This is a genomic window from beta proteobacterium MWH-UniP1 (genome assembly GCA_036362785.1).
In the GTDB taxonomy this organism is placed as follows: domain Bacteria; phylum Pseudomonadota; class Gammaproteobacteria; order Burkholderiales; family Burkholderiaceae_A; genus Lacustribacter.
This window is the reverse complement of the sequence record CP143625.1, coordinates 524294-537107: the sequence shown is the minus strand read 5'-3', so window position 1 is coordinate 537107 and position 12814 is coordinate 524294. Positions and strand designations below refer to the sequence as shown.

14 protein-coding genes and 1 pseudogene are annotated in these 12814 nt (G+C 55.5%); 7 read left to right on the top strand and 8 right to left on the bottom strand.

Annotated features, from left to right (window positions below):
- Positions 1–34: 34 nt before the first annotated feature.
- Genes AOB54_02610 through AOB54_02600 form a run of 3 tightly spaced genes read left to right on the top strand, consistent with a single transcriptional unit; the run spans position 35 to position 1679 of the window.
- A complete protein-coding gene (locus AOB54_02610; protein ID WVN42290.1) occupies positions 35–385 on the top strand; it encodes a DMT family protein in 351 nt (116 codons plus the stop codon).
- A 6-nt stretch (positions 386–391) separates the two neighbouring features.
- Positions 392–727: a hypothetical protein gene (locus tag AOB54_02605; protein WVN42289.1), complete on the top strand. Its 336-nt coding sequence runs from the start codon at positions 392–394 to the stop codon at positions 725–727.
- 55 nt (positions 728–782) lie between these two features.
- Positions 783–1679, top strand: a complete 897-nt coding sequence (locus tag AOB54_02600; GenBank protein WVN42288.1) for a DMT family transporter — start codon at positions 783–785, stop codon at positions 1677–1679.
- A gap of 6 nt (positions 1680–1685) precedes the next feature.
- On the opposite strand, the gene AOB54_02595 is transcribed toward AOB54_02600, so the two are convergent.
- The 6 genes from AOB54_02595 to AOB54_02570 all read right to left on the bottom strand — a co-directional run bounded on the left by AOB54_02595 (position 1686) and on the right by AOB54_02570 (position 6131).
- Positions 1686–1988 (bottom strand): BrnA antitoxin family protein, encoded by a 303-nt coding sequence (locus AOB54_02595; GenBank protein ID WVN42287.1) that lies wholly within the window; start codon positions 1986–1988, stop codon positions 1686–1688.
- Positions 1972–2382 carry a BrnT family toxin gene (locus AOB54_02590; GenBank protein ID WVN42286.1) on the bottom strand — a complete coding sequence of 137 codons (411 nt, stop codon included), beginning with the start codon at positions 2380–2382 and terminating at the stop codon, positions 1972–1974. Before AOB54_02590 ends, AOB54_02595 begins: the two co-directional genes overlap by 17 nt.
- 380 nt (positions 2383–2762) lie before the next feature.
- Positions 2763–3905, bottom strand: coding sequence for an MbnH family di-heme enzyme (locus tag AOB54_02585; protein WVN42285.1), 1143 nt, complete (start codon positions 3903–3905; stop codon positions 2763–2765).
- A gap of 4 nt (positions 3906–3909) precedes the next feature.
- Positions 3910–4797: an MbnP family copper-binding protein gene (locus tag AOB54_02580; protein WVN42284.1), complete on the bottom strand. Its 888-nt coding sequence runs from the start codon at positions 4795–4797 to the stop codon at positions 3910–3912.
- A 9-nt stretch (positions 4798–4806) separates the two neighbouring features.
- Positions 4807–5310, bottom strand: coding sequence for a copper chaperone PCu(A)C (locus AOB54_02575; protein WVN42283.1), 504 nt, complete (start codon positions 5308–5310; stop codon positions 4807–4809).
- 452 nt (positions 5311–5762) lie between these two features.
- Positions 5763–6131 (bottom strand): transcriptional repressor, encoded by a 369-nt coding sequence (locus tag AOB54_02570; protein ID WVN42282.1) that lies wholly within the window; start codon positions 6129–6131, stop codon positions 5763–5765.
- A gap of 189 nt (positions 6132–6320) precedes the next feature.
- Here AOB54_02570 and AOB54_02565 point away from each other — a divergent pair, with 189 nt between their 5' ends.
- From AOB54_02565 to AOB54_02550, 4 genes and pseudogenes are all read left to right on the top strand, one after another.
- Entirely contained in the window at positions 6321–7106 is a 786-nt protein-coding gene (locus tag AOB54_02565; GenBank protein ID WVN42281.1) for a metal ABC transporter ATP-binding protein, read from the top strand.
- Complete coding sequence (locus tag AOB54_02560; protein WVN42280.1) at positions 7103–8005, top strand: metal ABC transporter permease; 903 nt, start codon at positions 7103–7105, stop codon at positions 8003–8005. The genes AOB54_02565 and AOB54_02560 overlap by 4 nt, the downstream gene beginning before the upstream one ends.
- Before the next feature lie 2 nt (positions 8006–8007).
- Positions 8008–8976 carry a zinc ABC transporter substrate-binding protein gene (locus AOB54_02555; protein WVN42279.1) on the top strand — a complete coding sequence of 323 codons (969 nt, stop codon included), beginning with the start codon at positions 8008–8010 and terminating at the stop codon, positions 8974–8976.
- Positions 8973–9296, top strand: a pseudogene (locus AOB54_02550) (GTP-binding protein). Before AOB54_02555 ends, AOB54_02550 begins: the two are co-directional and overlap by 4 nt.
- On the opposite strand, the gene AOB54_02545 reads toward AOB54_02550, so the two are convergent.
- Both AOB54_02545 and AOB54_02540 read right to left on the bottom strand, forming a co-directional pair.
- Positions 9259–9609, bottom strand: a complete 351-nt coding sequence (locus tag AOB54_02545; GenBank protein WVN42840.1) for a hypothetical protein — start codon at positions 9607–9609, stop codon at positions 9259–9261. The pseudogene AOB54_02550 and the gene AOB54_02545 overlap by 38 nt on opposite strands.
- Before the next feature lie 312 nt (positions 9610–9921).
- Positions 9922–12810: a DUF499 domain-containing protein gene (locus AOB54_02540; protein WVN42278.1), complete on the bottom strand. Its 2889-nt coding sequence runs from the start codon at positions 12808–12810 to the stop codon at positions 9922–9924.
- Positions 12811–12814: the final 4 nt, after the last annotated feature.

Genomic DNA, 12814 nt, shown 5'->3' with positions numbered 1-12814 from the left:
CCAAAAATACTAAATAACTTGGAAACGAACTGAAATGTCGACCAACATCACTATAGTTAGCACCGTCGGATTACTGGTGCTGTCGAATATCTTCATGACTTTTGCCTGGTACGGGCACCTGAAAAATCTCTCCACTGCCCCCATCTGGATCGCGGTGCTGGTGAGCTGGGGAATCGCTTTTTTCGAATACGCGCTCCAGGTACCAGCCAACCGAATCGGATTTACGGTGCTCAACTTGGCCCAGCTGAAGATTACTCAAGAGGTCATCACCCTGGCGATCTTTATTCCGTTTTCGATGTTTTACATGCAACAACCCTTTAAAACCGACTTTCTTTGGGCCGGGCTTTGCTTGATTGGGGCGGTATACTTCATTTTCCGAAGCTAGCCCGCCATGCAAAAACACCCCCCTGATCGCAAATACCCTGCCGGACTCGAGTGGGCTTTATTTAAGAAAATCCCACTCCTGACCGCAGTTGGCTTTTTGGTGCTGGGGGTGTTGTGGGCTGCAGCTTATGCCTGGCCATGGGAGGGCACCGAAGCCGAGATTGCCAGCCGGATTCAACGGCTTGAGTTCACCCTGATTGGCGCAGCCATTTTTCACTTGACGGTGATCTTCACGCTTGCGATTGGCTGTGTGGTGGTGCTTATCATGAAAGGGCCCCGCTACACCGCAGACTCTTACCCTGTGGAAGACGCCGAGCGGCCCGGCCCAGATGTTCGGCGCTAACTGCAGCCCCACCCAAATGCATTTTTTAAAGACCATGCTGGTGGGGCGATAAGCAGTGTTAACGCGCGTAGACCTTTTGTTGCTATCGCTGTTGACACTGTTTTGGGGCATTAACTGGCCCGTTATGAAATACGCCGTGCTGGATTATCCGCCACTGATGTTTCGTACATGGTCCATGGGGATTGGCATCGTTTGCCTGGGGCTTTATATGCTGGTTCGGGGCGAACAGTTCGCAGTGGTTCGATCGGAGCGCCACCGGGTGATCCATCTGGCGCTGGGCAATATGCTGATCTGGCATTTGTTTGCCATTTACGCCATTAAAGCGCTTACATCAGGGCGGGCAGCGATCGTTGGCTACACCATGCCTGTCTGGGCACTATTAGCGAGCGTTTTCTTTTTTAAAGGTAAATTTACTTGGCGCGGTGGTATCGGGGTGGCGCTGGCCCTATCGGCCACCATGCTGTTGGCTGCCGAAGAGTTTTCTTCGCTGATCGGCAAACCCGTGGGCTTGGCGTTAATGTTGATTGCTGCCATGGGATGGGGCCTGGGCACCGCCATGATGAATTACTTCAAGCTCACCGTCTCGAATGCATCGCTCACGTTTTGGATGATGTGCATTACGGCAAGCTTTCTTTTTTTCGGTGCTTTCTTGATTGAACGAGATCAATGGCGCTGGCCCAACCCCGGCGAGTGGGCCGCCATTTGGTTTAACGCCATTGTGGTTTTTGGCTTTTGCCACGTTGTATGGTTTCGCATCGCCCGCAAGCTGCCACCAGTAGCCAGCAGTCTTTCTATCATGCTGATTCCTGTGCTGGGAGTGTTTAGTGGCGCCTGGGCACTTAATGAAAAGGTGGGCGTTTACGATCTGGGTGCTTTAGTGCTGATTCTGCTATCCATGGGCGTGGTCTTGTTTCCCAAACGGCAGGCAAAGCCAGCGGTGCCGGCGGAGTAATCTGGCTTATTTTTTAGGCTTAAATCTCCCCTTACGCCAGGCTTCCATCAATACTGCGTGTACGCGGGTCTGCCAGCCTTTGCCAGTGGCCCGCAGGGCCTCGAGTAATTCTGGGTCCATGCGGATGCTCATCAAAGGACGTTTGATGACCGCCGGAGGGCGCCCCACAGTGCGCATGCGCTTGAACTCAGCGTCTGACGGGACATAGGTGTCTGGGTCAGCAGCGATACCAGCATTAATGAAGGCTTCTTCTTCTGGCGTGGGGACGCGGATGAGTTTGCCGGATTTTGTTTTAATGAACTTTTCCATAGCGTTTAATCTCTCTAAGGTTTGCTCTCCTAAAACTGATAATTCGACGCTCTAATCCCCGATCCACAAAAACAGCACACATCAAGTTCGATTCAAGCATTCCATAGCAAATCATTCGGCGCTCCCCATAATTAAATCGTGTATCAGGCGCCTCGGAAATTTCACTCCAGTCCATAAACACGACATCGCCAAGCGAGAAGCCATGCTTAATTCGATTTTCACGATCTTTTTCAGGATCGAACACCAGTACGAGGTACATTTTTGTATATACAAATACTAAAGTCAAGGTGCCGCCGGGTAGTGTTGTCTGTCCCGCAAAGCCATCACCGATTGACGGGCGTTGGACTGCATTTGAATCACCGCTGATGCACCAACCGGCCAACGTGGCTGCCAATTACCCGATAAATCGCGGGCGGCCAGAGCGCGGCACTCGACGGAGGATGAGTACTTGGGGCGAACTCACAAATTCACACGATAATTAAAATGCGAACCGCACTAACAGTTCGAATCTTTCAACGCCCGCCAAAATTACCTGCACTAACTTGCTCATGGCCACGTGAGCTAGCACTGAGCCCCGCACCATGCGGGGCTTTTTGCTATGGGCTGTTGACCTCGCCCCGCCGAAAATACCGCCAAAACCGTGCTCAAACCGCTTTCTGCTCAAAACCTGTTGACCTGAGCAAGGCTAGGTACGCATCTCAAAAATGGGATGTTCTGGGGCGTACTGATTGAACGGGGGTTAGTTGGTGTGGTGTATTTGGCTCCGAAAACTGTCTACTTCAACCAAGGATCGGAGTGCGCGCGGTTCAGAAGAAAATTTGGGTCTGTCAATGCATTCAGAAAAGCTATTAAATCCTTAACCTCGTGCTCAGTAACCTCAAACCCAACCATAAACTCACTGCGCAACGGATTGGGGCCGCCAGCGGTTGATGCCGATCGCCCTGCTTTTGCGTAATGAGCTCGGATAACAGTGGCGAGATCAGGAATCGATCCATCGTGCATGTAGGGCGCTGTTTTGGCGACGTTTCGAAGCGTTGGCGTTCTGAACTTGCCCATATCCGCTGCAACCCCAGTGAATTCTGTAATGCCCGTGTGCCCTTCAGGGTATCGACCCTTGCCGTCGGTGTTATAGAGGCCAGTATTGTGAAAGCCGAACTCTGCAAATGGCATACGGCTATGCTGGACGTTATCGGTAAAGTTAAACCCTCCGTGGCAGTGGTAACACTCCATCTTCTCGCCAAAAAATAGCGCCTCTCCGCGTTTTGCGGCAGGGCTAATCGCCGAAAGTTCACCGCCGTATCGATACCGGTCATAGGGGCTACTCACTGAGATAAGTGTGCGCTGAAAACTCGCGAGTGCCTTCGTGATCGTGGATAGGGAATAGAGCGTGCTATCCCCGGTCTTTGCCTCCGCTGGAAAGGCACTTCTGAATAGTTTCCTGTAATTGGGGTCCGCCTTGAGCCGCTCAAACAGAACTTCCTCTTTGCCGGCCATACCCATCTCGACGGGATGCTCACCGAAGAGCGGAATCAGGGCCTGAACCTCCAGGGATGTCAGTAGCGGATTAGCCCAGGTTAAAACCGGCAAATACGCGACATTGGCCAATGACATGGCACTGCGCTTTGCCTCCTGCCCGGTGATTCCCTTAGAGAATTTCTTTCCATCAGTAAAGGCCTTGTCCTGCTGATGACAAGTCGCACAGGACATCGTGTTATCCGCGGAAAGCCGTTTGTCATAAAACAGATGCCGTCCAAGCTCCACTTTTTCTCTGGTCATTGGATTGTCTGGGGGAACGACTGGAAGCGGCACCCAGTCCGGCAGCCCCCAGTCGAAGGTCTGGTTCGACACGGCATAGGCTACCCCCGCACTAGTGGCAATCACCAGTGCGGAGACAACCGCAGCCAACCAACGTCGCATGACTCTACTTTTTGGATATCAACTGCTGCGAGCCAGCGGCGGGTACGCCGTCGTAGGCCAGCCCCAAGGCACCCATCACGGCTGGACAATCCGCATCCTTCGGGAAACTCATACAACCCGGTGACGTGCCTGCAGTGTTGATGTCCACATTGGAATTGGCAAGCACCCGACCCATGTCAATCACCACCACATTGTTTGCGGGATTGAAGTCAGACAGGCGGATCTCCATGCGGTTTGAGTTCTGACATCCAGAGGGAGCCTGCGTTCTCGATGCTGATGCACATACCGTGCTCCCGAGATGTACCGAGAATCCGGATGCGTTCCCACCACCATGGGCTGCAGGCGGTGCAGTGACAGCAGGCTGCCCTGAACTTGCCATGTCAAATTTGATGAACTTATAGCCACCCTGCCAATTCCAGAACATGGCGGTTGAGCTCAGCGGCGCGGGCGAAACGGTTGGGTCCCCATGATTGCGTGCAAACGGCACGCCCACGGTAAATTTCACACCGGAATAATTCCCCACCGGGACAGAGCCACGCACAGACATATTGGTCGCAGGCGTTCCGTTTCGGCAAGGGCCTTGGCCATTCTCAAAATCAAGCAAGGCGATATTTTCGAGCTGCCAGGTCTTATCCTGATTCAGTGCGACAGGCACCGCCTTGCCATCGGCAGTTAACAGTTCTACCTGGCTTACATACAGCCGGAAGTCACTTGGCGTGATGCTCGACTTTGTGGTGCCCACGCCCGAGTACGACTTGCCACACTCAAACGCCTGCCCATTGATCTGAGCTGCGAATCGGATCTCAACAGGCTGAGTGCCAGACTGCTGAGAGGGTGTGACGGCACAAGCCGAGAGTGCAAATGGAATAACGAATGCAGATAGCCTTTTCATGATGAATCCTTAATGTTTGTGATGGTGATCAGATGAGGACCCTTTGGGTTTTTGAACCCAAACCGTGACTTCCTTTTCACCGGAGTTTTCAAACCTGAGCCAGACGGGGAAGCGATCGCCCTCTTTTAGTGGTGCCTTGAGGTTAATCAGCATGAGGTGATAGGCGTTTGGTTGCCCATTCCGAAACGATGGTCCTGCACCTAAAGGCAACACAATCGCTTCTACCTCTCGCATGCGCATCACTGGGCCATCCATCTGCATATGATGAAGCTCAACCCGTTCTGACACGGTCGATCGTGCGGATAGCAGTCGGTCAGCTTGCTTACCGCCGTTTTCGATCGCACGAAAGTAAATCGCACCATTTTTCACCCCTCCCGGGGTTGGCGTGGCGTAGGGATGATCGATTTTGATCTCGCCGGCCTTATAGGAATGGGCATGTACAAGTGTTGTCGGCAAGAAGGTCGTGCAAAGGCCAATGAACAGTGCAAAGCGCACCGAAAAATGCATCAACATATATTTCCCCTCTGATAGAGCCGCTATCGCACTAACGCGACAGCAAGAATTAAAGCGTTAGCTATGCAGAGAGTGGCGGTGCCCGAGCGGGCTGGAGTGCCCAGGCAAAAAGAGGCTTAAGGGATTGATAAGAGAGGTCCGGAAACAGGGGCGGATCGACTGTTGCTGATCGGAGCGACGGACGGTCCAGCAAAATAGAGTAAAAAGAAAAAGAGCAATAAGGGCAGTCCCCGGCTTGGTGATCATGCTTTGAGGGGTTGTGGTTAGTCGTAATTGAGACGCTTAGTGTGCCAACTGTGGTGCAGACCTCAACCGTTTCGGTTAATTGATAACTCTTGGTGACCGTCTTCGTAATTACCGGAGACAGCACCGCCAAGAGCATGAACGCAACTGCCCACACCGCAATTTGACGAAGTTGATTCGTTTTCAACATAGCCCTGAAGTGTATTACATCAGTTTCTGCAATCAGGGCACCGGCCATACAGAATCACATCATGGTCGATCACCTCGAATCCTTTGGGGGCAAGTTTTGAGATCTCCGCGGTACAGGCATGCACATCGAAGACCCGGTCACACTGTCTGCACTGGAAATGGTGGTGGTGATGCCCGGCCAACTCAAAGCGCGTGGGCTGTCCCGGAAGGTGCACGGGGGTGATGGCCTTCTCATCGGTCAATAGGTTCAAGTTGCGGTAGACCGTGGCTAGGTTCAGATTCGGCACCTCCCGCTGAGCGCTCACCAGAATCTCCTGGGGCAGCAAGGGGCGCGCTGCCTCAAGTAGAGCGCCCTGAATGGCGGTGCGCTGTTTGGTTGTGCGATTCATGCTCTCCATCTTAAGGCCACCCCAGATTGTTTGCAATTGCAAACGCGTTTGCGTTAAGATCAAGTGCATGACTCCTCCCAAGCTAAAACTATCCTTGATTGCCTGCTCAGCCATCCACCGATTGCGCTGGGTGGCTTTGATACTTGCGGCTCTCTGGCTATTGGCTCTTCAGTTGGTTCGGGCCTGATCATGCCGACCTTGCCTGTGGCGACCATCACGTTGCGCGACCTCACGGTGGGCTATGACCGACATCCGGCTGTGCACCATCTGAGTATCGATATTTCAGGATCGAGCCTCGTTGCCATTGCAGGGCCCAATGGCGCGGGCAAATCCACCCTTTTAAAGAGTATCGCTGGGCTGATAGCCCCAATGAGTGGATCGATCGAAGGCACCCAGGGACTTCGCCTGGCCTACCTGCCGCAGGTAAACGAAATCGATCGCAGCTTCCCCATCACCGTGTTTGATGCGGTGAGTCTTGGCCTTTGGCATGAACTGGGCGCCTTTAGGGGCTTTCTGCCAAGACATCGAGAGCAAATCGCTGCGGCACTTAGCACGGTGGGGCTGCAAGGCTATGAGAGACGCGCAATTGCAACACTATCCGGGGGGCAGTTTCAGAGGGCGCTTTTTGCACGCATGATCCTGCAAGACGCTGACCTGCTTTTACTTGATGAGCCTTTCTCGAGCATTGACACTGCAAGTGCCGAGATCCTCTTGCATGTCACCCAGGACTGGCAGCGCAAAGGCAAGACTGTTTTGGTTGTGCTGCACGATCACGCACAGATTAAGGCCTATTTTCCCTTCTGCCTGCTGCTGGCCCGTGAGCTCATTGCCTATGGCCCTCCGATGGAAGCGCTCAGCTCTGAGAACCTGCAGCGTGCCCAGAGCAGTAGGCTAGCCTTTGATGAGGAGGCTTCACTTTGCCACCGCCCGGCCGACACCCAGGCAGCCTCTGATGCGCAAAGGGTCTTCTCATGACCGGCTTCGAAGTAGCCCCGTTGGCCAATCCTTTGGAGATTCTTGGCCTAGGGTTTTTTGTTGAGTTTGGCTTCATGCAGCGAGCCCTGCTCGGTTGCCTAGCGCTCTCAATCAGCGCCGCACCGATTGGCGTTTTTCTTATGCTCAGACGGATGAGTCTTACCGGTGACGCCATGGCCCACGCGGTTCTGCCTGGGGCGGCGATCGGGTTTTTGGCCTCGGGCCTGTCGGTCTGGGCCATGACCCTTGGGGGAATCGGTGCAGGCCTATTGGTGGCAGTGGCCTCGGGATGGGTTGCAAGAAGCACTGTACTGAAAGAGGACGCGAGCCTTGCCGTCTTCTATCTTCTGTCGCTTGCCCTCGGGGTACTGATTGTTTCTACACAAGGCAGTAACGTGGATCTACTGCACATCCTGTTTGGAAGTGTCCTGGCACTTAATGATGAGGCGATTTTTCTGCTAGTGGGGATCTGCAGCATTTCTTGTATTGGCCTTGCCCTGATGTTTAGACCCTTGGTGCTGGAGTGTCTTGATCCGAAGTATCTGCGCATGGTCAGTGGTTGGAGCGCCACGGCCCACTATGGTTTTCTGGTGCTGGTTGTAATTAACCTAGTGGCAGGATTCCACGCCCTTGGAACACTGCTTGCCGTGGGATTTATGGTGCTTCCTGCCGCCTCGGCCCGGTTCTGGGTCGATGAGATATCCCGCCTGATTCTTCTGTCGGTCGCAATTGCAGCCTTGGGCAGTGCCTTAGGTCTTGTGGCGTCATATCAACTCGATCTGCCTAGCGGTCCTGCAATCATCCTCGCCCTGGGCCTGATCTATCTGCTTTCCATGTCGCTAGGGCAAAGAGGCATCTTCAAGCCTCTAGTGCGCCATCCCAAACACTTAGAGGCTTAGACGTGATAAACAATCTTGCCCCTGTCATTCGGTCCACTCGCTGGCTTCTTGTTACCGTTGTTTTGCTTGCAAGCGTATCTCTTGGGCGGGCGAGCGAGCCGCCGGTTCGTGTGGTGGTGACCTTTAGCATTCTGGGCGATCTGGTCTCGCAGGTGGGCGGCAGCCGCATCTCGGTCTCGGTTCTAGCGGGTCCTGAAGAGGACGCCCATGTATTTCAGCCCACGCCTGCTCAGGCCCAGCAGGTTGCACAAGCCCGCCTGGTCTTATCAAATGGCCTTGGCTTTGAGGGCTGGATGAACCGCCTTCTGAAGTCCGCAAACTTCAAGGGCGAGCACGTTGTAGTTACCAAGGGGATCGTGCCACTGAAGTCCTCGTCGCCTGGCCACAGCCACGGGCATAAACATGGTCACTCTCACGGCAATCAAGATCCGCATGCCTGGCAAGACGTGCGCAACGTGTTGGTGTACGTGAAAAACATCACACTTGGCTTATGCACTGTTGACCGCTTTGGCTGCCCCAGCTATCAGACCAATGCTGAGAGGCTCTCAGAATCCTTAAACGCGTTGCATCGCGAAATCGAGTCCTCCTGGGCAACGATACCAATCGAGCGTCGCAAGGTTGTCACATCGCATGATGCGTTTGCTTATTACGGCAATGCCTACCAGGTTCAGTTCCTGTCCCCCCAGGGCGTCAGTACAGAGGCGGAGGCCAGCGCAAAGGGCGTAGGCCGCCTGATTCGACAGATCAAAAAGGAGGGCATACAGGCGCTCTTTGTTGAGAATATTTCCGATGGACGCCTGATTGAGCAGATCGCGCGCGAGACCGGCCTTCAGCCTTCAGGAGAACTCTACTCCGATGCGCTCTCCAAGCCCGGGGGGCCAGCAACAACCTATAGCGACATGATGCGCCACAACACCCGCCTGCTCACTTCAGCAATTAACAAGGCTCGTTTGCAGGGAGCAAAACCATGAATCAAATTCCGGTAACCATTCTTACGGGCTTCCTAGGCAGCGGAAAAACAACGCTGCTAAATCGCATTCTTACGGAGAAGCACGGGCAGCGGATTGCGGTCATTGAAAATGAGTTTGGAGAAGCGGGTATTGACAACGAACTACTGGTAAAGAATCGGGATGAGCAGATCGTTGAGATGAACAACGGCTGTATCTGCTGCACCGTACGAGGCGACCTTGTACGTATTCTTGGAGACCTTCATCGAAAGAAAGACAATGGCGAGATTCGATTTGATCGGGTGATTATTGAGACCACGGGTCTTGCCGACCCAGCACCTGTGGGCAGTCTCTGCCAGAGAGCTCTGACACCCGACGCTTTACATGATGCTGATACCAGCGCTCAACCGTTGCGCAGCTCACCCGATGGGTCGATGACAACTTACTCTGGCTCACCCCACCGTCATGGGCTTCAAAGACCTCGAGCCGAAAGCTCTCGGTGGCCCGAAGCCTTGGGCGGATGCCCGCAAACCGGTGCCGGAAGTATCGATTGCAGGCCGGGCAGTGGTACTTGGGAACACTCAGGTGCAAGACGATGAGCTGGTTGCCCTGGCGGGTGTGTTTTAGCGTCCTTTGGCAGGTGGCTTTAACCCGCACCGGCCCTTGCTGACAGTGCAAGCACGCCGGTCTAGACTTGGGCCTTGCCCACACATGAATATCACGGCGCTGCTCCACCCGATCAATGACTAAATCGGACAACCCCAATATAGAATTATTCTGGGACATCGGTATTACCTCCATTAAACCCGTTCTTCGCAAAAACTAGTTTAATGAATACCGCTGTCCCCCTTTAATGATGAAGAGCCAAAACCTGTTGACCTGAGCAAGGCTAGGTACGCCTCTCAAAAATGGGGTGTTCCGGTGCGTACCGATTGGATGGGTGGACAGGCTACTGGCCTATCGGTGCCATTAGTCATCGAAGCCGTGATTTTTAAATTTGAGCTGGTTACAGTTTTCGCGGGCCGCTCGTTGGGTTGACTCGTCGAAACCGGTTGGCGCCTCCGCCTGAATTTCAAGGCTCACCTTGACCTTCACACCTGGCTTGGACGTGAAGAGCATGAGCACCTCCTCAGCAAAATCCGAGAACTGAAGCTTGGCTTTGACAGGGTCGAGCTCGACTTGGCCGAAGAACACTGTCTTCTTCTCGGCAAGGGTCTTAGGCGGACTGTCGCCACCGGCTCCGCGATTGCCGCCAGCACCAGCTCCTGCTTCGCTGCCTGCGCCACCGCCAACGCCGCCAGTACCTGCCTCACCGACCGCACCGGCTCCGCCCGCAGCACCACCAGCCTCGCCCTTTGCCTTTGCATCACGCTCAGCCTTCTCTTTGGCCAGCAGATCCGCGAACTTGGCACCCGCTGATGGCTCGACCAGTAGGAGAGCATCATCAAAGATGACTGTCGTAGGCTCCCCGAAGTGGAAGCCTTGGTAGCGGCCTTCCACCACACCGTAAGAGATGCCGAAAAAGTCGCGCGATGTAACACCGGCTCCGATGGTGGCGCGCAGAACGTCGTCGTCTTTTAGCCTGGGTAAGTAGAGGTAACAGCAAGTCTTCTGCCACACCTCGGCCGCCGACACGGCAGGCTGGCCTTCCTTCCAGAACCACGCTTGCAGCATCCTCGCCAGGTGGATGGGAGCCCACTCTGTGATGAGAAGCTCGTGCTCGCGCAGAACCTTCTCGATCTCTTCGGTGCGGTTGACCGCGGCAGGATTGATCTGGAAGTGATCCCACTGCAGGTCGCCAATACCCTTGCCTGGCTTGACCTCCTGCAATGGCGCCAAGAGCCACTTGTAGGTCTCGCGCATCATGCGGCTCAAGGCCTCCGACGCTTGGTCGTGGCTGTGGCCGGCCAGCTTGCTCTGGTGGACGTCGAGGTTGAGGCGCCCCTCCTTTACGTCGTCGACAATGGACTTCCAGGCCAGCACTGAAGTGACTTGGTCTTTCAGCCGCAACATCGAGTCTGAGTCGGGAGCCAAGAAGATCAGCCGGTTCTGCTTCTGTCGAGGCTGGTCGCCGCGGGTCTTCAAGATCGCGGTCGCCACATCGATCGCCGTCGCCTGCGCCGAGCGCGAGAAGGTGGCCTCGGGGGTGAGCACCACCAGGCGCAGTTGCCAATCGTCAGGCACGTCGGCCGAGTCAGTGAAGACATGTATGCCGCCAAAGATGCCGCTGGCGAAGCGCAGCTTGTCCTTGATGAACGGGTAGACGTCTTCGCGCAGATCGAAGCGACGCTTGCGATCCTCCATCTCGCGGCGGAGGTTTGGGCGCGTGTCGAACCAATAGCGGTTGTCGGCGCTGTTGATGTATTGCAAGCGATCAACGAGGGCCCGCACCCCATCCTTGTAGTGCCCCAAGACTTGGCCAGGCTGAGCGCAGCCCAGGAGCACATGCTCGAGCTCGACTCCGCGGTGGTGCTTGGAGCCACCCACAATGCCCGCGTCAGGAGCTGAACCCAGGAAGACCGTCCGAGCGATGCGCCGACAGGCGTGGATCGCGCCGAATAGGGGCTTGGCGTTGTCGAGCTCTGTCGTGGTGGCTCGCTCGCCGTCGATGTCGCGCTCGAGCACTGGATCCCAACCCTGAGGTAAGTAGTAGATGGCCTCGTTTCGGCAGTCAGGGTCGAATAAGGGAAGCGATCCTGGCTGGATCATCAGGTCGTTGTTGCCAGAAGTCCAAAGGCGATGGATCACCTTCGCCATAAGCTTCAAGACGCCGCGGGTGCGCTGGAAATTATCCAGTGAGGACCAGTCCTCGTAGAGCCGATCGAAGACCTCGGGATGAATGGGGTAGGCGTGCTGGAGCCGCTGCAAGTAGCCCGACTCCTGAGTTTCTGGTGGGAAGTCACCCGAGTTGCCCGTGTAGAAGTCGGCATAGGCTCGGCAGACTTCCTCGGCCGCGAGCTTGTCGCTGACGTTGGTGAACAGCCGGCGGCGGACAATCTCGAAGGCCTCTTCGGTCGCCACGGGCTTCCAGAGCGCCTGCACGCGGCCGAAGTAGTGCTCCAAGGCCCGCAGAGCTTTGACGCCCTGTTGACTGCCCGCTTCACGGTCCGAGAACGGCAGAGACGCCAGCAGGATCGCGTTGGGGACGCCTTTGATGGCCTCGGTCAGCGACTGGATGAAGGAGAGCTGGGTGTCGTAGGTGCCGCCGGATAGGGCCTTGCCCTCTTCGAACTGCGAGACGTAGCGCACCAGCTCGTCCATGAGCACGATGCAGGGAGCCGCGGAGGCCAGGATGTCGGCCAACGCGCTCTTGCCGGGCGCCGTGCCATCGGCGTCGGCTTCTTTGATCTTGGCGAAGGCTTCGGCGCCGCCAAGCTGCCAGGCGAGCTCGCCCCAGATGGTTTTGACCGTGGTCTTGCCGTATGAGCGCGGCTTGCTGGCCATGTCCAGCAGCTCGACGCCATCGAGCACCGCAACCTTCGCTTTTGGGAGCTCTGCGATGCCTGCGTCGTCGAGGATCTTGCTGACGCCTTGCAGCTTGGAAGACGGCTTCTCGCCTTTGGCCAGGTGGTAGACCGACAGCAGCGTGTGGGTCTTGCCGCCACCGAACGCCGTCTGCAACTGCACCACCGGGTCGCCGCCTTTACCGGCGATCCGCTTGACCACAGAGTCCAGCAGCAGGCGCATGCCTTCGGTGATGAAGGTCCGCTGAAAAAAGAGCTCAGCATCCTGATATTCAGGCGTCGCGATCCCTTGATGGACCTTGGAAATGTCGGCTGCGAACTCAGCCTGTTGGAACGTGCCTTTAAGCACGTCCTCATGCGGAACGGCGATCTCGCGCCAAGGTTTCAGTGCCATGTTC